This window comes from Bombilactobacillus sp. ESL1094 (assembly GCF_058107425.1).
In genome coordinates, this window is record NZ_JBYLUM010000001.1 from 453,696 (window position 1) to 479,805 (window position 26,110).

At 38.6% G+C, this 26,110-nt stretch carries 20 protein-coding genes; all 20 read right to left on the reverse strand.

What is annotated here, in order from left to right:
- Window positions 1–5: 5 nt before the first annotated feature.
- The 20 genes from dinB to AC3B5S_RS02570 all read right to left on the reverse strand — a co-directional run bounded on the left by dinB (window position 6) and on the right by AC3B5S_RS02570 (window position 25,893).
- Window positions 6–1,151, reverse strand: coding sequence for a DNA polymerase IV (gene dinB, locus AC3B5S_RS02475; protein WP_489774799.1), 1,146 nt, complete (start codon window positions 1,149–1,151; stop codon window positions 6–8).
- A complete protein-coding gene (gene zwf / locus AC3B5S_RS02480) occupies window positions 1,108–2,595 on the reverse strand; it encodes a glucose-6-phosphate dehydrogenase (RefSeq protein ID WP_489774798.1) in 1,488 nt (495 codons plus the stop codon). Before zwf ends, dinB begins: the two co-directional genes overlap by 44 nt.
- Before the next feature lie 274 nt (window positions 2,596–2,869).
- Window positions 2,870–3,301 (reverse strand): preprotein translocase subunit YajC, encoded by a 432-nt coding sequence (gene yajC / locus AC3B5S_RS02485; RefSeq protein WP_489769159.1) that lies wholly within the window; start codon window positions 3,299–3,301, stop codon window positions 2,870–2,872.
- 66 nt (window positions 3,302–3,367) lie between these two features.
- The gene (gene tgt, locus AC3B5S_RS02490; RefSeq protein ID WP_489757242.1) at window positions 3,368–4,510 is read right to left on the reverse strand and encodes a tRNA guanosine(34) transglycosylase Tgt; all 1,143 of its coding nucleotides are present in this window, start codon (window positions 4,508–4,510) and stop codon (window positions 3,368–3,370) included.
- A 186-nt stretch (window positions 4,511–4,696) separates the two neighbouring features.
- Window positions 4,697–5,734: a tRNA preQ1(34) S-adenosylmethionine ribosyltransferase-isomerase QueA gene (gene queA / locus AC3B5S_RS02495; protein ID WP_489769840.1), complete on the reverse strand. Its 1,038-nt coding sequence runs from the start codon at window positions 5,732–5,734 to the stop codon at window positions 4,697–4,699.
- Window positions 5,730–6,746, reverse strand: a complete 1,017-nt coding sequence (gene ruvB, locus AC3B5S_RS02500; RefSeq protein ID WP_489790031.1) for a Holliday junction branch migration DNA helicase RuvB — start codon at window positions 6,744–6,746, stop codon at window positions 5,730–5,732. Before ruvB ends, queA begins: the two co-directional genes overlap by 5 nt.
- A 16-nt stretch (window positions 6,747–6,762) precedes the next feature.
- Window positions 6,763–7,359: a Holliday junction branch migration protein RuvA gene (gene ruvA, locus AC3B5S_RS02505; protein ID WP_489769161.1), complete on the reverse strand. Its 597-nt coding sequence runs from the start codon at window positions 7,357–7,359 to the stop codon at window positions 6,763–6,765.
- A 9-nt stretch (window positions 7,360–7,368) separates the two neighbouring features.
- Window positions 7,369–9,279, reverse strand: a complete 1,911-nt coding sequence (gene mutL, locus AC3B5S_RS02510) for a DNA mismatch repair endonuclease MutL (RefSeq protein WP_489757238.1) — start codon at window positions 9,277–9,279, stop codon at window positions 7,369–7,371.
- 119 nt (window positions 9,280–9,398) lie between these two features.
- Window positions 9,399–11,990: a DNA mismatch repair protein MutS gene (gene mutS, locus AC3B5S_RS02515; RefSeq protein ID WP_489757237.1), complete on the reverse strand. Its 2,592-nt coding sequence runs from the start codon at window positions 11,988–11,990 to the stop codon at window positions 9,399–9,401.
- A 58-nt stretch (window positions 11,991–12,048) separates the two neighbouring features.
- Complete coding sequence (locus tag AC3B5S_RS02520; RefSeq protein WP_489757236.1) at window positions 12,049–12,831, reverse strand: TIGR00282 family metallophosphoesterase; 783 nt, start codon at window positions 12,829–12,831, stop codon at window positions 12,049–12,051.
- A gap of 177 nt (window positions 12,832–13,008) precedes the next feature.
- The gene (gene groL, locus AC3B5S_RS02525; RefSeq protein WP_489769165.1) at window positions 13,009–14,640 is read right to left on the reverse strand and encodes a chaperonin GroEL; all 1,632 of its coding nucleotides are present in this window, start codon (window positions 14,638–14,640) and stop codon (window positions 13,009–13,011) included.
- Between the two features lie 63 nt (window positions 14,641–14,703).
- The gene (groES, locus tag AC3B5S_RS02530; RefSeq protein WP_489757708.1) at window positions 14,704–14,988 is read right to left on the reverse strand and encodes a co-chaperone GroES; all 285 of its coding nucleotides are present in this window, start codon (window positions 14,986–14,988) and stop codon (window positions 14,704–14,706) included.
- A 349-nt stretch (window positions 14,989–15,337) separates the two neighbouring features.
- The gene (locus AC3B5S_RS02535; RefSeq protein WP_489757234.1) at window positions 15,338–17,269 is read right to left on the reverse strand and encodes an LTA synthase family protein; all 1,932 of its coding nucleotides are present in this window, start codon (window positions 17,267–17,269) and stop codon (window positions 15,338–15,340) included.
- 323 nt (window positions 17,270–17,592) lie between these two features.
- Window positions 17,593–18,570 carry a mannose-6-phosphate isomerase, class I gene (gene manA, locus AC3B5S_RS02540; RefSeq protein WP_489769166.1) on the reverse strand — a complete coding sequence of 326 codons (978 nt, stop codon included), beginning with the start codon at window positions 18,568–18,570 and terminating at the stop codon, window positions 17,593–17,595.
- A 108-nt stretch (window positions 18,571–18,678) separates the two neighbouring features.
- Window positions 18,679–19,308: a redox-sensing transcriptional repressor Rex gene (locus tag AC3B5S_RS02545; RefSeq protein ID WP_489757232.1), complete on the reverse strand. Its 630-nt coding sequence runs from the start codon at window positions 19,306–19,308 to the stop codon at window positions 18,679–18,681.
- A 103-nt stretch (window positions 19,309–19,411) separates the two neighbouring features.
- The gene (locus AC3B5S_RS02550) at window positions 19,412–22,036 is read right to left on the reverse strand and encodes a glycoside hydrolase family 38 N-terminal domain-containing protein (RefSeq protein WP_489790032.1); all 2,625 of its coding nucleotides are present in this window, start codon (window positions 22,034–22,036) and stop codon (window positions 19,412–19,414) included.
- Window positions 22,037–22,057: 21 nt separating this feature from the next.
- Complete coding sequence (locus AC3B5S_RS02555) at window positions 22,058–23,155, reverse strand: PTS fructose transporter subunit IIC (protein WP_489790033.1); 1,098 nt, start codon at window positions 23,153–23,155, stop codon at window positions 22,058–22,060.
- Window positions 23,156–23,177: 22 nt separating this feature from the next.
- Complete coding sequence (locus AC3B5S_RS02560) at window positions 23,178–23,498, reverse strand: PTS fructose transporter subunit IIB (protein ID WP_489757229.1); 321 nt, start codon at window positions 23,496–23,498, stop codon at window positions 23,178–23,180.
- A 20-nt stretch (window positions 23,499–23,518) separates the two neighbouring features.
- Entirely contained in the window at window positions 23,519–23,965 is a 447-nt protein-coding gene (locus AC3B5S_RS02565) for a PTS sugar transporter subunit IIA (RefSeq protein ID WP_489769169.1), read from the reverse strand.
- Between the two features lie 2 nt (window positions 23,966–23,967).
- Window positions 23,968–25,893 carry a BglG family transcription antiterminator gene (locus AC3B5S_RS02570; RefSeq protein WP_489769170.1) on the reverse strand — a complete coding sequence of 642 codons (1,926 nt, stop codon included), beginning with the start codon at window positions 25,891–25,893 and terminating at the stop codon, window positions 23,968–23,970.
- Window positions 25,894–26,110: the final 217 nt, after the last annotated feature.

The window sequence follows — 26,110 nt, forward strand, 5'->3', positions numbered from 1 at the left end:
TTCTCCTAAAAAAGCTCAATTTCCTCAAAATTTTGTGGCACTAAGTTGGTTACCGTAATTCCTAATAAGCGCAGTGGTTGATTCTCTAACATTAAAGTGGCTAACAATTCTTGACTAGTTTGGTAGATTAATTGTGCATTATTAGTCCAATTAGTCAAAGTTTTGCGCCGTGTATAAGTCACAAATTCCATCGTCCGAACTTTTAAAACAATCGTTTGCCCATGCAGCTGCTTTTGTTGCAAAGTTTGTGCCACCGATTTTGCCTGTTCCTTTAAAACATCATTAATCTCTTGGTCATTAAAAATTGGTCGATCAAAGGAACGTTCATTACCAATCGATTTATGCTGGCGCTGTGCGCTCACTTGGCGATCATCAATTCCGTGAATTCGCTGATACAAGAGAAAACCCGTTTTTCCCAACAATCGCGTTAAAAAAGTCACTGGACATTGCTGCAACTGTTGACCGGTAGTTAAGCCAGCTTGTGCTAGTTTAGCCTGTGTGGCTTTACCAATACCATGTAATTTAGCAATCGGCATCTGCGCCAAAAAATTCAACGCTTGGTTGCTACTAATTACCGTGCGCCCGAATGGTTTAGCATAATCAGATGCCATTTTAGCTAAAAATTTATTATAAGAAATTCCTACCGAACAAGTTAATTGTAATGAATTCTTGATAGTATGCTGAATTAACGCGGCAACCTCAATTGGATCTTCCATCTGCAAATGATTATGCGTTATATCTAAATAAGCTTCATCAAACGCTACAGGCTCCCAAACAGCCGTAATCTTCGCAAAAATCTGGTGAATTTGTTGTGAAACTTGCCGATATAACTTAAAATTCGGATCCGTAAATTGCAATTGCTCAGCAGGGATTAACTCCAATGCCTTAATCGCTGGCATTGCCGAATGTACCCCAAACTTCCGCGCCTGGTAATTAGCAGTAGTAATAACGCCATGACCATTGTGCAAGCGCGGATCGCGAGCAATGACTAGCGCTTTATGGCGATAAGCTGGATGCTCACGTTCTTCCACTGAAGCGTAAAAAGCATCCATATCAACATGCAGAATTTGACGTTGATCATTAATAACAATGGGTAATTCCCAAAAATCAGAGTTCAAGATTATCCGAATTCCAAATCCACTCGTTGCCATCTTTCGCTAATAAATCGTCACTAGCTTGAGGGCCAAAACTATTACTATAGTAATTAGGGAACTCAGGCTGAATTTGATCAAAATATTGGCGAATCCGATCAATAAAGCGCCAAGTGTAATACTGTTCTTGCCAATTGGTAAAATTAGTTTGATTGCCCAACAAAATATCAATTAATAATTTTTCATAGGCTTCCTGTGAGTTAACCATGCTATCTGACAATTCATGAAAATCTAAAGTTTTCAAAGAATTGCGCAAACCCTCTCCTGGTGTCGTCAAGTTCAAACTCAATTTAATTCCCTGCGTTGGTTCTACTACAATTGTCAGTATTGGTCGACAAGGTCTGATTTGTTGCGGTAAAACTTGAGCAAAAATATTATCAGTTTGTTCATTAAAAACAATATCAATCCGCGTAGCTTTCTGACGTAATCTCTTACCAGAGCGAACATAAAATGGTACATTTTGCCAACGTTCATTATCAATCAAAATTTTTCCAGCAATAAAAGTTTCTACGACTGAATTATCGGCTACATCATCCGCTGCTCGATAAGAGCGATGATAACCTTTCTTATCAGTACCATATTGACCGCGCACAAAATAGCGCTCAACTTCTTGAGCTGAATATAACTGTAATTGCGAGAATAATTTGACTTTTTGTTGGTGCACTGCATCAGACGTAAAGACCGACGGCTGATCCATCGCCAATAACCCCAAAATTTGTAAGGCGTGATTTTGAATCATATCACGCAAAGCACCAGCTGTTTCATAATAACCCGCACGTTCACCCACACCCAAGGTCTCAGCCAAGGTAATTTGCACATTATTAATATACTGCTTATTCCAAACAGCTTCTAACATCGGATTCGTAAAGCGAAGAATCGGCAAAGCCTGAACCATTTCTTTTCCCAAATAATGATCAATACGATAGATCTGTTTTTCTTGGAAAGTGGCTGCAATACTATCGTTTAATTCCTGTGCGCTTTTTAAATCACGCCCAAATGGCTTCTCGATGACCAAACGGTTAAAACCCGTCGCTGTTAATAAATGTTCTGAATTAATATGTTGTGCCACCACTCCAAAAAACTTGGGCGCAATCGCCATATAAAAAATTTGATTAGCGCCAGTTTGATATTTTTGATCTAAACTAGATGCCAATTTTTTTAAGGCAACATAGTGTTCGGCATCATTAACATCATGTGATTGATAATAAAAATGTTGTAAAAATTGATCAATCTGGTCTTGATCGGCAGTTTCATCAACAATTGATTGTAAAATCGTTTGCCGAAAATATTCGTGGCTCCAAGCCCTTCGCGCTGTACCAATTACTGCAAAATGCTGTTTTAAATAACCTTTTAAATATAATTTAAAAAGCGCAGGATATAATTTACGGTGTGCTAAATCACCTGAGCCACCAAAAATAATAAAAATAACTTTTTGTTCCTGCATTATTCATACCTCACACATCGTAATTTTTGTTTTTGGATTGTAGTTATATAAAAATTACTCCAACATAATAATTACAACCAATTAAAAACCGTCTTCAAACTTAACTAATTGCAGCTAACAAAAAGAGGTTGGGGCAATAATTATCATGTTCTAAACTAACTAAACATTGATTAATTATTGTACTCCAAAAGTCTAAAATTTGTGGCAAACTTACTCAATTATCGTTAGTTTTCAAATTTCAGCGACTTTTGTCCCAACCTCTTCAAAACTCAAATTATTTATCTGCTGTTTCAGTAGTAGTGTCATCATCCGCTTGACTAGCAGGAGCAGCATCGTCACTAGCCGCTTCATCTGACTTTGCTGGTGCTTTAGTTTCTGTCTCAGCCTTAGCTGTTGTCGCTGATTTAGTTGCGGCTGGTTTATTGACACTTCTAATCGCTGAACGATTAAACGTTAAATAAATTCCATCACAGTCGATCACGATGGTCTTTTCTGCATCATTAATCGTATCAATCGTTCCGTAAAGGCCACCGATGGTGACGACCGGATCACCAACTTTTAGTTGACCCAACATTTTTTGACGTTGTTCTTGTTGCTTTTTTTGTGGGCGCCACATCGTAAAATACATAAATACAATTAAAATGACGAAAAAGAGTAATAACATCATGTTACCACTACCACTTGCTTTAGCTGCCAATAAGTTCAATTGCTCCACCTCTAGTTTGATTTTACTACTATTCTAACAAACAATCCTTGAAAACACAGTAACTCATTAAAAATTCTTTGCGTTTTTTTCATTAAAGCCGTACTGTTCGAAGACCTGTTGCTTCAAGTCTAATAAATTATCATCCCGAATTGCTTGGCGAATTTGCGCCATCAAATGCACTAAATAATATAAGTTATGATAACTTGTTAAGTGAATGCCAAAAGTTTCATCAACCTGCAGTAAATGTCTGATATAAGCCCGAGAATAATTTCGACAAGCATAACAATCACAATTCGGATCTAACGGGCCAAAATCGTGGGCATATTGTGCATTTTTGACGACCAAACGCCCATTAGAAGTCATGCAAGTTCCATTACGCGCAATCCGTGTGGGCAAAACACAATCAAACATATCAATTCCACGAATGACACCATCAATCAACGAATCAGCTGTACCCACGCCCATCAAGTATCGTGGCTTATTTTCCGGCAAAAGTGGCGTCGTATAATCTAAAACTTGATTCATTTGCGTTTTCGATTCACCAACAGATAAACCGCCAATAGAGTAACCAGCAAAATCTAATGAAACTAAATCTTTGGCACTTTGCTGCCGCAAATCTTTAAAACCTGCGCCTTGAACAATTCCAAAAATCCCCTGCCGGTTAGGATTACGATGCGCTCTTAAACCACGTTCTGCCCACCGCGTTGTACGTGCAATTGATTTTTGCAAGTAATCATGTGATTCAAAGAAAGGCGGACATTCATCCAAGCTCATCATAATATCTGGGCCCAAATCATTTTCAATATGAATGGCCTTTTCTGGTGATAAAAACATCTTACGCCCATCTAAATGGCTCTTAAAAGTAATACCTTCTTCACTAATACCGCGCCTTTTGGCTAAAGAAAAAACTTGAAAGCCACCAGAATCGGTTAGTATGCCACGATCCCAATTCATAAACTGGTGCAAACCACCTGCTTCACGCACCAACTTAGAACCAGGCCGTAACCATAAGTGATAGGTATTAGATAAAATGACCGTTGCTCCGATTTCCTTTAATTCCTCTGGTGACATAGTTTTGACACTGGCTTGTGTCCCAACAGGCATAAAAATCGGGGTCTCAAAAGTTCCATGCGGGGTAATTAATTCGCCTAACCGGGCGCCAGTATGTTTTTCTTTTTTGATTAAATGATATTTAATTGGTTGTTCCATATAAAACTCCAAATTTCTGTATATTATTGGACATCGTACTGCACCAAATAACAACTCATTGCTTCAACAATGTGGTCCTAACTTGGGTAATGAAGTTGAAAAAATTACTTAGCAATTGAGTGCATAAAAATGTTCGTCTCTATTCACGATAAATTCCGTTTGCCTCAACTAATTTTTACTGCAATTTTATTTAATAAACATTGCATCACCAAAACTGAAGAACCGATATTGCTCTTTAACTGCGTGTTCATAAGCATTTAAGATATTTTCGCGTCCGGTAAAAGAAGCTACTAACATCACTAAGGTGGACTTAGGTAAATGAAAATTAGTAATAAACTCATCCACCACCCGCCAACGATAACCAGGCTTAATAAAGATATCAGTCCAGCCACTGTCTGCCTTAATTTTTCCGTCAAACTTCGTTCCAATTGTTTCTAAAGTTCGAATAGAAGTGGTACCCGTTGCAACAATTTTGCCACCATTAGCCTTAACTTCATTTAAAGTTTGCGCCGCTGCTTCACTCAAACGGTAAAACTCACTATGCATCTGATGATCATCAATATTTTCTTCAGAAACTGGCCGAAAAGTTCCCAACCCCACATGTAAGGTTAAATAAACTAACTTAACACCCTTAGCTTGGACTTTCTCTAATAAGTCTTTCGTCCAATGTAAGCCAGCTGTAGGGGCCGCTGCTGAACCTTCTTCTTTGGCATAGACCGTTTGGTAACGATCAGGATCAGCTAATTTTTCTTTGATATAGGGCGGTAAGGGCATTTCACCTAATTGTTCTAAGATTTCCATAAAAATCCCATCATAATCAAAGTGCACCATCCGGCCACCGTGTTCCAATTCCTTCGTAACCGCACATTTTAACTTTCCATCACCAAATTCGACGACGGTCCCCACTGGTGCTCTGCGTGCTGGTTTCATCAAAACTTCCCAGTCATCACCCTCGGTATTATTTAATAATAAAACTTCTAAGTGTGCCTGCGTCTTTTCCTTAATGCCATACAAGCGAGCTGGTAAAACCTTAGTATTATTCATTACTAAAGCATCACCAGGATTTAAATAATCTAGAATATCAAAGAAGTGTCGATCTTGATATTCACCAGTTTGATGATCTAACACTAACATGCGTGATTGGTCGCGGTTTTTAATCGGAGTTTGTGCAATTAATTCCTGAGGTAAATGATAATCAAAATCTTCTAACGTTAACAATTTAATTCTCTCCTTTAGTTAATGGAATCCCTAAATGTTCATAGGCTTTGGGGGTCACCACCCGACCACGGGGGGTCCGCTTTAAGAAACCTTGCTGTAACAAATATGGTTCGTTCACGGTTTCAATTGTTTCTTGTTCTTCACCTAAATTGACAGCCATCGTTTTAATTCCTAACGGCCCACCCTGATACAGATTAATCATCATTATCAATAATTTGCGATCTGTCTGATCAAGCCCTTGATCATCAACTTGTAATTGGTCTAAGGCCGAAGCTGCCAAAGTTTGATCAATTTCTGCTTGACCAGAAACCTGCATAAAATCGCGGACACGCTTTAATAAACGATTAGCTACGCGCGGTGTTCCGCGTGAACGCCGTGCTAGTTCATGCGCACCGGCGCTGGTTACAGACACATTTAAAACCTGAGCGGAGCGTTGGACAATTTGCGTCAATTCGGCTTCATCATAAAAAGCCATGTGTTCGACAATCCCAAAGCGACTCCGCAAAGGTGAAGATAATTGGCCTGCCCGAGTCGTCGCACCAATCAAGGTAAACGGCGGTAATGGGTAATGAATTGCGTGGGCATCGGAGCCTTGACCAACGACGATATCAATATAAAAGTCCTCCATCGCCGAATACAAAATTTCTTCAATATTTTTTGGTAGACGATGAATTTCATCAATAAATAACACGTCACCAGCTTGTAATTCACTCAAAATAGCAACCAAATCACCCGGTTTTTCAATTGATGGCCCCGTCGTTGTTCGCAGATTGACTTGTAACTCATGGGCAATCACCAAAGCTAGCGTTGTCTTACCTAATCCAGGCGGTCCGTACAACAAGACATGATCCAGTGCTTCCTGGCGCTTTAAAGCTGCTTGAATATAGACATGCAATTCATGTTTAACTTTTTCTTGTCCCAAGTACTGGTCCAAAGTTTGAGGCCGTAAAGATTGTTCAACCGCCGCTTCTTGATCATCGAGAATTTGATCATCAGTTAAATGATCCTTGTCAGACATCTAATCACCTCAGTTCTTAATGTAATAATTTTAAACCTGCCCGGACGTAATCACCTGCATTCTGGGCCGTTACTTTACTTAAAGCCGTTTCAATCTTTTGTAATTCTTTTTGAGAATAACCTAAAGCGGCTAACGCTGCTAAGCCATCAGCAAAATCTTTATTAGCAGTTGCTGTTGGTACATGACTAAATAAGTTAGAGGGATTGGTTGCCAGAGTTGTTTTGGGTAATTTATCTTTTAAATCCAAAACAATTTGTTGCGCCGTTTTTCTACCAACACCAGGAAACTTCGTCAGAAATTGCACATCGTCGCTCCCAATTGCTTCAATCAATCCCGAATGATCATCGTCAGCCAAAATAGCTAACGCACTTTTGGGACCAATTCCAGAAACCGAAGTTAATTGTAAAAATAATTGTTTTTCTGCTAAGTCATAAAAACCATAGAGGGATTGATCATTATCACGAATAATTTGTTCAATATAAAGCTTGAGCGGTTCGTCTGTCTGGTAACGATAAGGGTTCGCCACCAAGATATGATAACCAATGTGTTGGACCTCTAATACCACATAAGTGGGATAAATCGCCGTAATAATTCCCTGAAAATATTCAAACACAATAAAACCTCACTTAAACCGTCTAGATTGATGGGGATCTTGAATTCTCTTAAACATCTTTTGGATTTCCGCATCACTAAAATGAATTAATGTCGGCCGCCCATGCGGACAATTATACGGATTTTGGGCTTGTGCTAATTGATCCAAAATTGCCTGGGCCTGAGGCCGGTCCAAATGATGATTAGCCTTAATAGATAATTTACAGCTCATAGTAATCGCTGTTTGTTCTCGAAAACGGGCTATATTAATTTTACCGTCTTGCAAAATATAATCAATCATTTCTCGAATCGTCTTTTCTTCTTGCTCAACGCCAATCCAAGTAGGATGGCTAGTTACCACAAAACTATTTTGTCCAAACGGAGCAATCTCCACCCCCACCTGACGTAATAAATCTAAGTGTGCACTTAAAGTAATCGCCTCTGAATTAGCGTAATCCAAAATTAACGGTACCAATAATTTTTGTTGATCGCTACTAACTTGACCAATTGCTTGACTAAATTGCTCATACTTCACCCGTTCTTGGGCAGCATGTTGGTCAACCAGATAAAAACCATCACCACTTTGAGCTACTAAATAAGTTTCATGAATTTGTGTCAGGAATTGTAATTGGGGAAAAGCTGATTTGGATAACGACTGTTGTGCCACTGACTTGACTTTGGGTGTAGCATCCGACGCTTTTGGTGGTAATTGCGTCAGAGTGGCATCTTGTTGAGCAATTTGCTGCATTTTTTGATCCCATTGTTGTAGATGCTGAGGATCTTGAAAGATTTCTTGTAAATGCACTGCTCCTGGTTGAATCCAATTAGTCGTTGGCGTGGTCTTGGTAACAGATGGTTCACGTAAAAAAGATGTTGCCGCATTAAATGACTCATCAGTTTGCACAAAAGGCGGTCTTGGTTTGGAGGGAGTTGTTTTTAAAGCATCCGGAATTAAATTTAATTGCCCCAATGCTTGTGCAACGCTTTGTTCAATTAAATTAGCTAATTGTTGTTCTTTACTCAAGCGAACTTCACGCTTGGTTGGATGAACATTAACATCAACTAATAACGGATCAGTCGTAATTTCTAGAACACCTATAGGATAGCGCCCAACCATTAGCTTTGAACCATACCCCGCCAAAAAAGCTTTACTTAATTGATAATTATGAATATAGCGTTGATTAATTAACAGTGCGATATAATTGCGGTTAGCTCTCGTTTGTTCTGGCAAAGATAAATAGCCTTGAACCTGAAAATCAGCATCAACACCTTGACAAGCAATTAAGTCAGCTGCTACTTTGCGGCCATAGATCCCCGCAATAGTTTGTTTGAGATCGCCGTTACCAGAAGTTCGCACTAAGGTTTTCTTTTCATTGTTTAATCTCAACGCAATCTGGGGGTGACCTAAGGCTAGATGATTTACAACCTCAACTACTTTTTTTAACTCAGTATTTAAAGTTTTGATATATTTTAACCGCACGGGTGTATTGTAAAATAAATCGGTCACCACCACTGTGGTCCCCTTTTTAGCCGCGGTCACCTGTGGCGTTTGGAATTGTCCACCTGCTACTTGCAACAGCGTGCCACTGGCTCCATCAGTACTAGTAGTAAGCACGACCTTGGCAACTGCAGCAATACTAGCCAAAGCCTCACCCCGAAACCCTAAAGTCTGTACATTAAATAAGTCCTGGGTTGAACTGATTTTACTAGTGGCATGCGGTTGAAACGCTAGCTGAACTTGATCTCTAGCAATACCATCACCGTTATCAACAACCTTAATTTGCGAAATACCCGCATCTTGCACTTGAATTTCAATTTGTGTTGCGTGTGCGTCAATTGCATTTTCTACTAATTCTTTGACCACGGATGCTGGCCGTTCTACCACTTCGCCTGCGGCAATTTGATTACTTAAAGTACTTGGTAATTCATGAATTTCTGCCATTGAATATCCCTACTCTAATCTAATTTACAGCTAATGTTTACTAACACAATTGGCTTGCAAAACTTCTCAGCAGTTAGTATTGCTACTACTTAATTTTTGAACAACTTTGATGCAGAAAATTAATGTAATTTGGCTTGTAATTGATACAAGAAATTTAACGCCTCTAATGGCGTCATATTCAACACATTAGCTTGCTGCAATTCTTGTAATAATTCTTGATGAGTAGCATCACTTTCTGAAAATAAAGATAATTGTTGCTCCACTGGGGCTTCTTGTACCTGATTAACGACGGGTTGGACTGCTTGGGAAACTGGTGTTTTTTGTAAATTAGTCGGTTTGTGTTCCAGATTATCTAAAATCTCTTGTGCCCGCTGTAATAGATCAGTCGGCAAACCTGCCAATTTTGCAACATGAATTCCGTACGACTTATCAGCGGGACCTGCTAAAACCTTATGCAAAAAGACTAATTGCCCATTTTCTTGAGTTGCATCCACGTGTACATTCGTTACCGTGGTTAAATCTTGAGCTAATTGGGTTAATTCATGATAGTGTGTGGAAAACAGCGTTTTGGCATGAACTGTTTGATCTAAATACTCAATAATTGCCTGTGCCAAAGCCATTCCATCATAAGTCGCCGTTCCCCGCCCAATTTCATCAAAAATAATCAAAGAATTACTCGTCGCGTGCTGCAAGGCATCATTGGCTTCCATCATTTCGACCATAAAGGTGGAATTGCCCGCAATTAAATCATCAGCGGCACCAATCCGCGTAAAAATCTGATCAAAAATCGGCAGCGTAGCCGCATCGGCGGGAACAAAACATCCAATCTGCGCCATAATGACAATTAACGCCGTTTGCCGCATATATGTGCTTTTACCAGACATATTAGGACCTGTAATTAATAAAATATCAGTTTGATCGTTCATCTTCACATCGTTAGGAATATAACTATCACTACCTAATACTTTTTCAACCACCGGATGACGACCATTAACAATTTTAATTTCATGATTGTGCGTAAATTGTGGGCGAACATAATGCTGATCCTCACTAATTACCGCAAAACTTTGTAAAACATCCAACTGGGCTAAAATTTGAGCTAAAGCTTGAATTTGCTCAATTTGTTCTTTAATTTGTTGCCGAACTTGTTTGAATAATTGGTGTTCTAGTAACGTCGATTTTTCTTCTGCTTCCAAAATCAAACGTTCTTTGTCTTTTAATTCCGGCGTAATATAGCGTTCTGAATTAGTTAATGTCTGCTTGCGTTCATAGCGATCCGTGGGCACCTGGGCTTTATTCGCATTAGTTACTTCAATATAGTAACCAAACACCCGGTTAAAACCAATTTTTAAGTTCTTAATGCCTGTAGCTTGTTGTTCATCTGCTTGTAGTTGAGCAATCCAAGCCTTCCCATTCGTCATCGCACTACGGTATTGATCGAGTTGTTGATCGTAATGATCCCGAATTAAGTTACCTTCCGTCACAGAAATTGGCGGATCGTCAACAATCGCTTGTTGAATCAATTGCACAACTTCCTGACATTCTGGCATTTTGGTTAACAAATCATCTAGTAACGGATCATGTAAATCTAACAAAGTTTCCTTAATTAAAGGAACTTGCTGTAAAGAAGTTGCCAATTGAATCAAATCGCGCCCATTAACATTGCCAAACGCAATTCGCCCGGCTAAACGTTCCAGATCATAAACCTTCGTTAAATAATCTTGTAAATTGCCCCGTTGAAAAAAATTATCCAATAAAATTTGAACTAAATCTTGACGCTTTTGAAGAAGAGCTGCATCTAGTAATGGGCGTTGCAGCCATTGCTTTAACAAACGGCTACCCATCGCAGTCTTAGTTTTGTCTAATAGCCAAGCTAATGTCCCTGACTTTTCTCCGGTCCTTAGGGAACGAAATAATTCTAAGTTACTTTGAACATTGTGATCCATTTGTAAATATTTACTAGTTTGGTAAACTTGGGCGATCTGCAAGTGCGCCAAAGAACGTTTTTGAGTTTCAATTAAATAAGAAATTAAATAAGTAATCGCCTGACGTTGGAGCTCAGACTGGACTTTTTGCGTCACAAAAGCTACTTCGGCGTAAGCTTGCTGGGGTTGCTCACTGGATACCAAAATTCCCATCTTTTTTAGTTGGTCCTGTTGGTCTTGATCTAGAGTGGCCGCAATCACAACTTCCTTAGAGCGTAAATTTAATAATTCATTTTGAACTTGCTGCCAATTATGAAACGCAGTTACCCGCACTTCACCGGTGGACAAGTCCGTATAGGCAAAACCATATTCTTGATCTTGAAAAATTACGGCCGCCAAATAATTATTCTCTCGGCTTTGATTCGGCTTATCTTCCAAACTAGTTCCTGGCGTGACTAATTTGATAATCCCGCGCTTGACCATCCCCTTAGCTTCTTTGGGATCTTCTAATTGCTCACAAATAGCAACTTTATACCCTTTATCTACCAAAACATCAATATAACTTTGCACGGCATGGTGGGGCACCCCACACATGGGAATCGGATCAGCGGCATTTTTATTACGGGCTGTCAAGGTTAATTCTAGTATTTGTGCCCCTTTGATTGCATCATCGTAAAACATTTCATAGAAATCACCAATCCGATAAAACAAAAAAGCATCTGGATAATCCTTTTTAATTTTTAAATATTGTTGCATCATTGGTGTATCTTTAGTAGTTTGTGGCATACAAAACTCCTCTAGGCTAGGATCTTATTGATCAGATTAATTCAAAAAACAACAACTTTTATTCAACAAACGGACGATCCGGATTAATTTGATACGCATGAATTTTATTTTTCGTTTCTAGATCAATTACGCAATAATTAATTTGGGGACGACCATGTTCCGTTAATTCATAACGAGTTGGTCTCTGTGTTAAAAAGCGGCGAATACTACTCTGGGCTTGAACGCCAATAATTCCGTCATAATCCCCCGTCATGCCCACATCTGTCAAAAATGCTGTCCCTTTCGGCAGAACTCGGGCATCATTGGTTTGCACATGTGTATGTGTCCCGACAACTGCCGCCACTCGACCATCTAAATAGTAAGCCAATGCCGCTTTTTCACTAGTTGTTTCTGCATGAAAGTCAATAAAAATTTGCGCTTGATCCGGAATTTGCGCCAATAATTGATCAGCTATTTGAAAAGGGTCGTCAATTGCATTCATTAAAGCGCGCCCCTGTAAATTAATTACTGCTAATTGCTCCTGATTGACTTGTTTAATTGTCATTCCTGCTCCCGGAACTGCCCCAGGGTAATTAGCAGGTCGCACCAAATTATCATTCTGTTCCAGTAAATCATTCACTTCTGACTGATCAAAAGCATGATTTCCCAGTGTAATCACATCTGCTCCCGCTTTTAAAATCTTTTTAAATTGTTGTTCCTTAATGCCTCGTCCTTTAGCAGCATTTTCACCGTTAACAATCGTCACTTGGGGGCGAAAATGTGCCTTGATTTGTGGAAGATATGTTTGCAAAGCTTGCAGTCCCAAATCTCCCATGACATCACCCACAAAAATAATTCGCATAAATACTTTCCTTATCTATTATTTAGCTACTTAAGACTTAATGATACCACTAAAACTTCTGCTAATTAATCTCATTAATGCCGAAGTGTTTGAGAATTAGTAATTGACGCAAAAATCCGTGCGATTAAAAAAAGACATTTCCGAAGAAATGTCTTTTTGATTAACAATCAATATTAATTACATCATACCGCCCATACCAGCATTAGGGTCAGCTGGTGCTGCAGGAGCAGCAGGTTCAGGCTTATCAGCAACAACAGCCTCTGTTGTTAAAATCAAAGCCGAAACGCTGGCTGCATTTTGTAAAGCAGAGCGAGTTACTTTAGTTGGGTCAATAATTCCGGCCTCAACCATATTTTCCCACTTGTCAGTTGCAGCATTATAACCAACTTCATTATCTTGTGCCTTCAAATGTTCAACAATAACAGAGCCTTCTTTGCCGGCATTTTCGGCAATTTGCCGAACTGGTGCTTCTAAAGCCCGCTTAACAATGTTAACACCGGTTTGCACATCACCAGTTTCGCCTTCAGCTAATTTGGCAACAGCTGGAATGACATTCATCAAAGCTGTACCACCACCAGCAACGTAGCCTTCTTCAACAGCGGCCCGCGTAGCATTCAAAGCATCTTCAATCCGATATTTGCGTTCTTTTAATTCAGTTTCAGTAGCGGCACCAACTTTAATCACACCAACGCCACCAGCTAATTTAGCTAAACGTTCTTGTAACTTTTCACGGTCAAAGTCAGAAGTTGTTTCGCTAACTTGCTTCTTAATTAAATCAACCCGTTCATCAATCGCATCTTTGGAACCAGAACCTTGGACAATTGTTGTGTTGTCTTTAGTAACAGTTACACGACCTGCTTGACCTAATTGATCAATGGTTGTGTCTTTTAATTCTAAGCCTAAATCAGCTGTAATGACAGTACCACCAGTCAAGATCGCAATATCTTCTAATTGTTCCTTACGACGATCGCCAAAACCAGGTGCTTTAACAGCTACAACATTGAACGTGCCCCGAACCTTGTTCAAAACCAATGTTGGTAAAGCTTCACCATCAACATCATCAGCAATAATCAATAAAGCTTTGCCTTGTTGCACGATTGATTGTAATAATGGCAAAATATCTTGGATGTTAGAAATCTTCTTATCAGTAATTAAAATGTATGGATTATCTAAATCGGCTTCCATTTTATCGTTATCAGTTACCATGTATTGTGATAAGTAACCACGATCAAATTGCATACCTTCAACAACATCAGAAGTTGTTTCAATACCCTTTGATTCTTCAATGGTAATTACACCATCATGACCAACTTTTTCCATCGCATCGGCAATTAATTCACCAACTTGTTGATTGGAAGAAGAAACTGCGGCAACTTGAGCAATTTGATCACGACCACTAACTTCGTGAGAAATCTTTCGCAATTCATCGACAGCAGTAGCAGTAGCCTTCTCAATTCCCGTCCGAATACCAACAGGGTTCGCACCAGCAGTTACGTTCTTCATGCCTTCTTGAATAATGGCTTGAGCTAAAACTGTCGCAGTGGTTGTACCGTCACCGGCAATATCATTAGTCTTTGAAGCAACTTCAGAAACTAATTTAGCACCCATATTTTCAAAATGATCTTCTAATTCAATATCTTTGGCGATAGTTACACCATCGTTGGTAATATTTGGAGAACCATAGGATTGTTCCAAAACAACGTTACGACCTTTAGGTCCAATTGTTGTTTTTACTGTATCTGCTAATTTATTAACGCCTTCAAGCATCTTAGCCCGTGCGTCTTCTGAAAATTTAATTTCTTTTGTCATTTTTCAGCCACCTCAATTATTATTTAATACTTTATGTTCTTAATTTCTAATTAATTACAAAAATTAGTCAACAATTGCCATGACATCTTTTTCATGCATTACGAGATATTTTTGGCCGTCATACTTAACTTCTGAACCAGCATATTTATCAAATAAGACTTTATCGCCTTTTTGAATGCTTAATTCAATTGTTTTACCTTCTGGTGTCCGTTCACCGGCGCCAACAGCAATAACTTCACCAACTTGTGGCTTTTCTTTAGCATTATTGGCTAGAACAATTCCACCAACTGTTTGTTCCTTTTCTTCATCAACTTGTACCAGAATACGATCACCTAATGGCTTTAACAAAGTAATCCCTCCAAATAAAAACATTTTTAGCACTCTTAGCACTCATCTTTATATAGTGCTAATACAAGTTCTATAATAACATGTTCCTTTCCAGATGCAAGTATTTCCGTTTAAAAATATTCGGAAAACTTACTTTTTTACAGTAGCACAGATTGCTTTGAAAACACATTAATTGGCTCAAAATCTAGTAATCTTCCTTTGCTTTTTTTAATCAAAAAGTCGCCCGTAATGGACGACTCACTTGATTTATCAAATTTGGAGCATAAAGAGCTTTCAAGACACGTATGCAATTATTAGATAATTAATTTTGCAAAATAGTTTTCAAATTGTTGACCCGATTCAGCTATGACTAGCGAGGAATTTGAAACATACCATCCTTTTTAGCGTAAGCTTTACCATAAGTCATATCATATTCTAATAACCGATAATCTTTATAAACTCGTGATTGATCCCACTTAGCATTTTTAGGGCCGTGAACATTTTTAGCAGTTAACGCATACGTATCGTTGCTTACTTTGGTTCGATTCTGTTGGCCCGTACCAGAAATTTGTAGTGGTTTGGTCAAAACTGGAACTTGCTGTTGTAATTGTTCCAATAATTGATAAAACGGGGTTTGCGGATAGTTAAGTTGTTGCAATAACTGTAAGGACATATAGTTGGGCGAGAAGTAATTATAATGATGCGTCTGTAAAGGAAAATTAGCCGCCATCACAAACGGCGTTGCATGAGAATACAAGGTATTCTGATTGAAGAGATCATCATAAATACCATCACCAGGATAATGATCGCCATACATGACAATTAACGTTTTTTGCTTAGCATGTTGATAATGTTGCACTAATTGCTTAAATGCTTGATCCGAATCGTGAACTTCTTGAAGATAAGCTTCTAATTTTTTAGTCTTATCAGCATCTCCGGCTACTTTATTCTGGAGTTGATAAGAACTTTTGGGACCTATTTCTGCTTGATAAGGCATATGGTTTTGCATCGTCAACATCAAACTAAATTGGCGACTAGACTTTTTTTGTTGTGCATAAAAGTTCGGATAGGCGGAGGCATCTGTATCATACAAACCATGTGGTGACTTCTTTAAATGCTGTAATTTCGATTGATCTTGGAATTTATGGATACCGATCGCTGGATAAGCTTGATTTCTACGATACATAGTGCCGGCATAAGGATGGTAGGCCTGTGAATTATAGCCAGCATCATTTAAATAATGCATGACACTCGGAAAATATTTTTTATTAGGTAAAATATCCTGATAGGGCGTATTGTTTAAAAAGTAATTGGAGAAACCTGTATTGGCTTCAAATTCAATATTAGCCGTACCCCCACCAAAACCAGGAGACACCATATAGCCCCCAGCTTGTTGGACCGTTGGATTCGTAATCATCTTAGAAATATAAGGCATCGGATTTTTATTGCCAACAAGGGGATACCATTTCTGTGTCCGTAAAGGATTGGTTAAAGATTCATTTAAAATATAAATAATGTTAACTTTCCCAACTTTTTTCCCTTGATTGGCTTTAACCAAACCTTTTTGATAACGTTTAGTAATTTGCTTCATAGTCGCCGCGCTATAATTAGCAGGCTTAATCATTGGCGTAGAATGGGCATTAAAGACAAAACCAATTAAAGTACCCCGATTACGATAATTGGCCAATTGTGAACGATCAACATTAGTAATATTATGCTTCGCCAATTGTTTAGAAGCAAAAGAGCGCGTATTTCCTGCTTGTGAGAACAAGCTTAAAGCTATTATTGCTAACACCAAAAAGCCAATTCTCAACGGCCACAGCACCCGATGATTTTTTAACCACAAGCCTTTGGTAACTTTGTGTAACAGGTAGGCCGCTACAAGTAGTAATACAATGCCAATGGCTAAAAGTAATAATGATTGCCAACTGACCATTTTAATTAAACCACCAGCTTGACCAGCCATGTTTAAATCATTAGGTAACAATGGTTCAGAACGTGAAATAATTTTATTAAAGTCCACATATAAAATAATACTGAAAATAATGACGCTCAGGGATATTCCCCACCAATAATCACCTAACAGCGCAATTAGCATCGTTATAATAACTACTAGGCAAAACCAGTTGATTCGCGTGACGACAGGATTATTCTTAATTTCCCAGAACATCTCATGATAGCCGTGTGTCAAACTACCGGTTAAAGCTAGTTGAAATTCAAAATAAAATCCGTAAGCAATTAAACACACTAAAAGTACTTGCAGTAAAAAATACATAAAGCGTTTGACAGTTAGATTATGCACAATAAATCCTCTTTCGACTTAAATTAATACAGTTTTAAATTTTAGCACAATCTAATTTAGATAGGTATATTACTAGCATAATTTGCCGATAAGTCAAAAGCAGTTAAAATGCGGTATTACAAAAAATATTAAATTAAATATTTAAAAATGAGGTTGTAACTAGCAGCTAAATTGCTTTTGTCACAACCTCATATTAAGTATTAAAAAGTCGGAACAAAAAAATTTCGTAAATCAAACAAACCTTCTCCGCTGATAGTGACTTCAAAAGTCAAAAATCTGTGTTTAACTTCTCAAAACTTTTTGTCCCGACTCTTTTTTGAATATTAATCGACCTTGTCAATTGCTTCGGAAGCAATTATTTGGAGATTTTCCCCTTGAAATTGCCAAGCAGTAATTGGCGCCGGAATAATAAAGTGATCACCTAACTGTAACTCGTAGGTTTTCCCAGCAATCACTAGCTGTCCCGTTCCGGAAATCACGGAACATAAGGTGTAAGCACCCAACTGATGTTGCAAACTTAAAGCATCATTTTGCACTTGTAAGCCCCACACTGCAAAGTATGGCGAAACAGGTGGTTTCACATAAGTGGTGATGGAACTAGCACCAAATTGCTGGACCGCTTGATTAAGTTTTGGTGTTTGGAAAGGAACAGTAATCGTATCTAGAGCCTGTTTTAAATGCAGTTGGCGTTTTTGACCGGTAGCTTGTTCAATACGATCATAATCATACAAACGATAAGTAGTATCACTACTTTGTTGTGTTTCTAAGGCAATAATTCCTTGATTTAACGCATGAACACACCCACTAGGCACAAAAACAAAATCTCCTGTTTTGACTGGCATTTTTTTGAGCAAATGTTCCCAGTCCCCCGAGTCAATCAGTGCTTGTAATTCTGCCTTAGTTTGCGCATTATGTCCATAAATCAAATAGGCACCAGGCTGGGCATCAATAATATACCAACACTCCGTTTTGCCTAGCTCACCTTCATGTGCTTGGGCATAAGCATTATCTGGATGCACCTGAACTGATAAACTAGCTTCCGCATCTAAAATCTTAGTCAATAAAGGGAAAACTTTTCCTTGCGGGTAACCAAACAGCTCTGGTTGTTTTTGCCATAGTTGGGCTAAATCTTGCCCAGCAAAAGGTCCATTTTTAACAGTTGATAAACCATGAGGATGAGCAGAGATGGCCCAACATTCTCCCACTTGACCATCAGGTATGCGATAACCAAAACGTTCTTGTAGCTTACGCCCACCCCAAATTTTTTTTTGGAAAGCGGGTTGTAAAAACAATGGTTCCATCTAATACCTCCTAATAAAAGCAGCCGTAATCAACCAAAATTACTACTAACTTACCGCAAAATTCTCGCCTTACAAGCTAAAAGGTGAATCAAAAGTTAAACATTTAATTTAACTATAGTTATCTAAGAAATAAATTAATGTTTGTAATTCATTCGCTAAATCAACATTGTGCACGCGCACAGAATTAGGAGTTGCCAATCTTAACGGCGTAAAGTTCAAAATACCCTTGACGTTGGCTGCTACCAGTTCATCAGCGACCTTTTGTGCACTGATGACTGGTACTGACAAAATCACAACATCAATCTGTTCATCTGCTAAACGTTGTTCTAAAGAATCGACATCATAAACTTGCACACCATTGACAGTTTGGCCGATTAATTCCGGATTCTGATCAAAAGCGGCCGTAATCTTAATATTGTTCGTCTGTGAAAAGTTATAGTTTAATAATGCACTACCTAAGTTACCTACTCCGACCAACGCTACTTTCGTCGTTTGACTTTGGTTAAGTAACTTTTTAAAAAATTCCAGCATTGGTTCAACTTCGTAGCCGTAACCCCGCTTACCTAAAGAACCAAAGTAAGAAAAATCACGCCGAATCGTCGCACTATCCACTTGAACAGCTTTAGCTAATTCTGTTGAGGAAATCTTTTTAGTATTGGAATCATTTAAAAATTGAAAGTAACGATGATACAACGGTAAGCGCTTAATAGTAGCATTTGGTATTTTGTATTTTGTCATGGTTAATATCCCCTTGTGAACAAGTATAATTGATACTTTCAGTATCTACCTTTTAATATCACAATGTCAAGTAAATAAAATCACAAAGTTATTACCTTGAAAATTAACCATTAATTTTGATAAAAGTTGCCATCTCATACGGTGCTAGTTGTTGCGCGTCTGCTTGTAAAGACTGAACTTCTTCTAACGCATTGGTTCGTTGAAAACCAGCCGCTAAGAATTCCGTTAAAGCAACCGTTTTATTCGCTTGATTACTCAATCTAACCACAATCGCATTCTGAATTGTATAAGCACAGTAGAGAGCCGTAATCGTTACATCCGGATCCAACCGTAAGAAAGTCGCTTGGCGTGGTAACTGAGGTAATGATTTATCAAATTCAACATCCCAAATTTTATTGTCTAACCGATTGACAAATAAATTCAGTTTTTGTAACTGGTAATTAACATTGGGGGCCAACCAATTTTCAGCAGTCCGTGCTAACTGATTCTCGTCTAAGTCCGCAACTGCCACTAATCCAAACGCAAAATGATTTAAGCCGATTTCTTCAGCTAGTGGTGTTGGCGTCATCTGATGACCGACACTAGTAGTGTCGCCCGAAGCTCGCCCGGGACGCCACAATAAATTGGGTTTTCCTAATTGACCCGTAGTGGCTAGTAAAGTGACGGCAAAGCTTTGATTCAATAATTCGTATTCTTTCATGCCGCCACTTAACAAAAACAAACCTTGCTTGGGCTCATACATGCCCACAACTTTATCAAAGTTGTAAAGATTGACCGGTTTTTCAACAAACTCGTCTTGCCAATTATCCGCAATAGGCAAATTAGTAGTGGTTCGAAAACCGCCTTGAATTTGCGCCCACGCCTGTGAACTTTTGATACCCGTGTTAATCTTTAATCTCAAGCGATGATCTAAAGCTTGGTTGTCAATAATTAATTGACCATCTAACACCGAAGAACTTGTTGCTAAACTTAAAATAATTTTGAAGTTCACGTCAATTAATTGCGGATGGTCCTTTTGCCTTTCAGCTAAAGATTTAGGTAACTGCCAAGTACCTTGAACCGTCATAGTTTGTAAATTAGGAGCAGTCTGCACTTGACATTGTCCAGTTAACGGCAAGCTGACTTCTTGTTCCTGCGGTAAAGGCGAATAATCATACGTATCACCATCATTACCCGAATCTAAAATTTCTAACAGCTGTGGATAAACGTGACCTTGCGTTTGAGCAGTAAAGCTTGTTTCTGTGTATTGAACTTGCCACTTTTGATTGTTAATGGACACAGATGAACTATCTTCTAAAGTTGCTAGCTCCGTTGAAGCTACTTGATAAGAAACCACCTGATAGCCTAATCCCTCGTAGTGCATCTTTAACCGAACCGTCAATCGATAATAGCCCGGTTCATCTTTAAATTCAAAACCTTTGGCGGTTTGTTGCATAATGTGCTCACGTTTAGGGACATAAGTTGCACGAACTAGAACAGCTTGATATTGTTCAGCAAATTTCACTTTTTTACTAGTCGTTAAAAATTCTACTTCTTGATAACCATCAAATACCCGTGGTGAAGTATTAAATAATAACAATTGATTACTATCCAGATTTAAACGTTGCGCTAAGCGCTTCTTAATATAATTTTCAATTCCGGCAGCAAGTTCGAAACCTTCTTTGAAACGTTGCTGAACATCAACAGCAACGTTATCCGTAATACTACCGCCTAATGTATCATGTGGTTGACACTTTAATAACTTTTTCCAAAGTTTTAAAACTAATCCGTTGGACACTTTGATTCCACAAGCTTGGGCAATAACCAGCATCGGTTCAACTCGACGTAAAATTTGTTGTTCTAACTTGAAATTTTGACGTTTAAGCTGCGAGCGCACTGAACCAATCGTCCGATGCACCCGTGAATAAGTGGGATAACGTAATTCACCTTGATACTGAGGTAAATCCTGGTGGCGCAATTGTTGCATAAATTGGGGATAACTGCTCAACACTATTTGGTGTTTACTATATTGATTTAATTGTTGAATTACCTGGGAAATATTATGAATAATATTCATCTGATCAATCCCCGAAGGAATTAAAACGGGATCATTATGACCATGTTTAGCTTCTAGGTCAATCCCTGGGTCTAATCTTTGCTCGACAAACTCTTGTAAATGCTGCTTCGAATTTAAATCAATTTGCCCCGTATAATAACCTAAGGGAAAGTTAGCTGCATAAACTTGGTTATTTCCCAAGCCCTGCCACTTAAAGTAAACTGAATCGACTTGTCGAGCAAAATTAGTACCCCGCCAGCAAATAAAATCTTGAATGCCGACTTGATTTAATAGCATCGGTAATTGTGCATTAAAACCAAAGGTATCCGGTAAATAGCCAATCATCATGGCCTGCCCAAAGAGTTGGCGACTGCCGATAATGCCAATCACTAAATTACGAATAATGGATTCACTATCTGGTATTAATGCATCTGTTTGGGTATACCAAGGACCAATAAATAATTGCTTGCGCGAAACCAATTGCTTAATTCTCTGTCGATCTTCTGGATGAATCGTTAAATATTCCCCCACAATCGATAATTGCCCATCGAAAGTAAAGTTAGCCTCTGGATGTTGCTCTAACTCTGTTAAAACCTCACCGAATAATTGATCACTGAGAACTTGAGCATCTTGAGTTGTAAAATACCATTCGCGATCCCAATGAGTATGATTAACAAAATGTGCCGTTACCATATATTATTTACTCCCATATTTTTATTCAAATTCAATCTTAATATCTTCTTCGTCTGCTTCACCATCAACATCTGGCGTATCATTTTGGTTAAAATCAACGGCTAACGGCGCCAATATTCCAATAATCAAAGCACAAGCAAAGAGTCCAATTAGATATGCCCACCAGTTAGTTACTGTTACTGCACCATAAATACCACCAACTGGTGGAATCTTAGCTTGAGCACCTAATAAAATCGCAAGTGCGGGGCCCACTGCTCCAGCAAGCATATTAATGGGAATCAATTTTAACGGACTAACTAACGTAAACGGAATGGCCCCTTCAGTAATACCAATAAACCCCATGAACCAATCACTACGTCCAGCATCCAATAATTCATTAGAAAAACGTTTTTTATAAAACAAAGTAGCAAACGCATAGCCTAAAGGAATACCAGCAATCGCAATATTTACAATCATTGCCGGAGTATAAACTTTTTCTGCCAATAGCACATTACCAGCCATCCAAGCCGCTTTATTAATTGGACCACCTAAATCAGATCCAATCATCGCTCCCATAATGATCGCTAGAGTCATCGCGCTGACCCCGCTGTTACTCATTGCTTTAATCCAAGCGACTAAAGAACTATTAATCCAAGCCAATGGTTGCTTCAATAAGACACCCATTAATAACGCCACGACTATGGTCGATAAAAGTGGTACTACTACTAATGGCATAATGGATTCATATTTAGCACTGACACGGATCTTGTCATGGCACCATTTAGCAGTATAACCAGCTGCAAAACCAGCAACCAATGCTCCTAAAAACCCCATGTTGGAACTAGAAGCTAAGGAACCACCAATAAAACCGGCAGCTAAAGCTGGCTTATCACCAATGGCATAAGCAATATAACCCGCCAAGACAAGATTAACTAAGCCGACACCAATCCAACCAACAGCCTCAATTTGACCCATGTAAAACCAAAAACCCGTTTTATAATGATCAAAACTTGTAATGCCAAATAATAAACCAATTAATTTAGGTACAGCCACGACTAGCGAACCACCAATAACTACGGGTAACATGTAAGAAATCCCCGACATTAAGTAGCCTTTCCACTGTGATAATAACTTTTTCATAATTTTCACCTCTGAAGCGTCACTAAGCTTTTTTCTGAGCCACTGCTTTCATCACTTTGTTAATTACTGCCTTCGGTTTTTTAATGCACATATTGATATCCACGCGAACGGTGGGAATCCCCTTAAAACGATCCATTTTTTCAATTTTTTGGTCAGAACCAATTAACAAGAACTTCGCACTTTGAGCTTCTTGTTCCGTGATTTCATTTTTGAGACCCATAGCTCCTTGTTGTTCAACCTTGGCTGAAAGCTGCAGTTCTTGGGCGGCTTTCTCTAATGCTTTAGCAGCCATAGGGGTATGGGCTAAACCTGCGGGGCAAGAGGTAATTGCTACAAAATCCATAATTTTACTTCCTTTTCGCTTTAATTATTAGTTAAAATTTGATAAACATCTTGAACGCTTTGACTAGCAACCAGTGCTTGGCGCTTTGGGGCATCAATTAATGAAGTGGCCAGATTGGCTAATAATTGTAAATGCTCCTGCGCACCATCTGGAGGAGCTAACATCACAATGATTTGTTGAACTGGTTGATCATCAATCGTTTGCCACTCTGATAACGGACTTTGGGTCCGAATAAACAAAATTGCTGATTGCTTAATCGCCTGAGAAAGCGTGTGGGGGATCGCAATCCCATCCTGCAATCCTGTTGAAGCCTGTTGTTCACGCTCCTGTAGCGATTCATAAATTGCTTGTTCGTCGTCACCTACGCCTAAACTAACTGCTTTTTGGGCAATAAAATGAAACACCTCAGTTTGCGAACGTAGCGGTTGATTTAAAAAAATTTGGTTCTTCGTCAAAATCTTATCCATCCTTATCCATCCTTTATTTCTGTTGAATATTGCAAACATTCAACGACCGTTTCAACATCTTGCGCATTTCTCAACTGCTTCATTTGCTTAGCATTTTGTGTTAAATCGTAGAAATAATCATAAATGTCATCTAAACTGTCCTTGACTGTATCGTTAAACGCCATAAAGAAAACTACATAAACCGTTTCCTTACCCCACAAAATTCCTTTTTGAGAAGTTAAAATACCAATGACCGGTTTTAAAACATGTTCGGCAGCCCCATGGGGAATAGCGTAAGTTCCTAAAGCCGTGGAAGCTAATTGTTCTCGCTTCCAAGCTGACTCTTGCATCGTATCTTTCACGTAATGATTAGCCACTAAAGCTTGCGTAATTTCTTGAATAGCAATTTGGGGGCTTGGTGCTGTTGAATCAACAATGATTGCTGGTTTAGCCACCAAATCCAAAAAAGTTGCTTTCAAATATTTATCGTGCCAAATCTTTTGGCTTAATTGGCGTAACAACTGCAGTTCTTGCTGATTTAACAGTGGACTAACTTGAATGACTACTTGTTGTGTCTGTAATTTAAGCGGAATCGTTGTTAAGATAATGTCAGCACTCACAGGTTTTCGTAATAGCTCAGTCACCGATAAAGTCCCAATTACATTGAGTTTCGGTAACTTATCCTGAATTTTTTGCCGAATTAATTCAGCAGTTCCATAACCGGTACTGCAAACGATCACGACACTAACTTCACGGAATTCTTTTTGCTGCCGCTCGCGAAATGATTCCAAATGTAAACACAAATAGGCCACTTCATCCTCGGGAAAGCGAACTTGATATTTTTGAAAAATAGCATCTGCTAAAGTCAGAGCTTGATCAAAGGCTTGGGGAAAATTAACTTTCACTTGATGACGATACGGATTGTCAATTTTGATGCCATTTTTGATGCGTACCAAAGCCGGTTGCAAATGCAAAGTCAAGTTTTGAATTAATAAGTCATCATAGTTAACCAAAACTTGCTGTAACCAAGTCACTAACTCTTGATTAGAATTTTCACTCGCTGGACTAGGCAGATAGCCTTCTTCAATCGCTACAATATGCACATTTAAATTATTAATTTCTACTGTTGATAACTGGCAGTGAAATTCTTGTTCCACTAACGCAACCAAACGTTGGGTATTAGTAGATATTGCAAATGAAGCTACTGTTTTGGTAGCTGGTGGTGCTTTTTGAGATTGAATTTTTTGAATCGCTAACGCTAAATGAATCAATAAAGATTCATACTGGTATTCACTAATATTACCGGGTAATTTTTGTAAAAATTGATTTAAAACCTTTTGCGTTCGATCCAAAATTTTTTTGTCAACTAGCTGGCTCAAAGCTGGAGGGACTTGAAAATTGCGGGTGAGCCGACCAGTACTTTGATTTTGCTTAATCTCTTCGCCCCAATACATTTGAATAATTTGTGTCTGAAAATGGCGTAATTCAGCTTCAGAATTATTGAGCCTAATGCCTTGTTGAGAAGTACTAAACTGTAAATGATAATTTTGTTTCAGAGAACTCAAATCACGCTCTAAGGTACTGCGACTGACAAAAAAATGGGCGGCCAAGTCATCTAACAAAACTGGTTGCTGGGCTTTGACCAAGAACGAGACTAAATTAATTTGCCGTTCCACGGCATCATTGTTAGGATTCATTGGTGGAAATAAATTTAACAAGTCTTTGGTAGAACCTGTAAAGTAAATGCCATAGCCTTTTTTGCGAACTAATTTAACGCCGTATGGTTGGACAAATTGCTCAACTTGCTTCAAATATTTAGCTACCGTTTTGCGCGATAGGCCTGTGTATTCCATTAAATCTTGATAATGGACAACTGGTTTTGACAAAATAAATTGAATAATACTTTTTGTAATAGTTTTTGGTGAATGCTTTGGCGCCAAACGGATCACTCCTTAACTTTTACATTTTCATCATAATGTAACCGGCTTCAAAAATTAACTTCAAAAAAGTACACTTACCTTAGGTGTACTTTGTCGCTGATTGTTTCAGAAAAAATAACTTCAAATATTGATCAAGATGACAATTTAAGCTGGTTTCAACATTAGCTACCGTTTCAACGAACATTATTGACTAACGCCGTGTTAAAATAAGATTAACTAGAATTCG

Bases quoted from the DNA above. Each gene is read 5' to 3' on its own strand.
- dinB (WP_489774799.1), bottom strand. From the start codon at position 1,151: ATGGCAACGAGTGGATTTGGAATTCGGATAATCTTGAACTCTGATTTT.
- zwf (WP_489774798.1), bottom strand. From the start codon at position 2,595: ATGCAGGAACAAAAAGTTATTTTTATTATTTTTGGTGGCTCAGGTGAT.
- tgt (WP_489757242.1), bottom strand. From the start codon at position 4,510: ATGGAACAACCAATTAAATATCATTTAATCAAAAAAGAAAAACATACT.
- ruvB (WP_489790031.1), bottom strand. From the start codon at position 6,746: ATGTCTGACAAGGATCATTTAACTGATGATCAAATTCTCGATGATCAA.
- mutL (WP_489757238.1), bottom strand. From the start codon at position 9,279: ATGGCAGAAATTCATGAATTACCAAGTACTTTAAGTAATCAAATTGCC.
- mutS (WP_489757237.1), bottom strand. From the start codon at position 11,990: ATGCCACAAACTACTAAAGATACACCAATGATGCAACAATATTTAAAA.
- AC3B5S_RS02520 (WP_489757236.1), bottom strand. From the start codon at position 12,831: ATGCGAATTATTTTTGTGGGTGATGTCATGGGAGATTTGGGACTGCAA.
- groL (WP_489769165.1), bottom strand. From the start codon at position 14,640: ATGACAAAAGAAATTAAATTTTCAGAAGACGCACGGGCTAAGATGCTT.
- manA (WP_489769166.1), bottom strand. From the start codon at position 18,570: ATGGAACCATTGTTTTTACAACCCGCTTTCCAAAAAAAAATTTGGGGT.
- AC3B5S_RS02545 (WP_489757232.1), bottom strand. From the start codon at position 19,308: ATGACAAAATACAAAATACCAAATGCTACTATTAAGCGCTTACCGTTG.
- AC3B5S_RS02550 (WP_489790032.1), bottom strand. From the start codon at position 22,036: ATGGTAACGGCACATTTTGTTAATCATACTCATTGGGATCGCGAATGG.
- AC3B5S_RS02555 (WP_489790033.1), bottom strand. From the start codon at position 23,155: ATGAAAAAGTTATTATCACAGTGGAAAGGCTACTTAATGTCGGGGATT.
- AC3B5S_RS02560 (WP_489757229.1), bottom strand. From the start codon at position 23,498: ATGGATTTTGTAGCAATTACCTCTTGCCCCGCAGGTTTAGCCCATACC.
- AC3B5S_RS02565 (WP_489769169.1), bottom strand. From the start codon at position 23,965: ATGGATAAGATTTTGACGAAGAACCAAATTTTTTTAAATCAACCGCTA.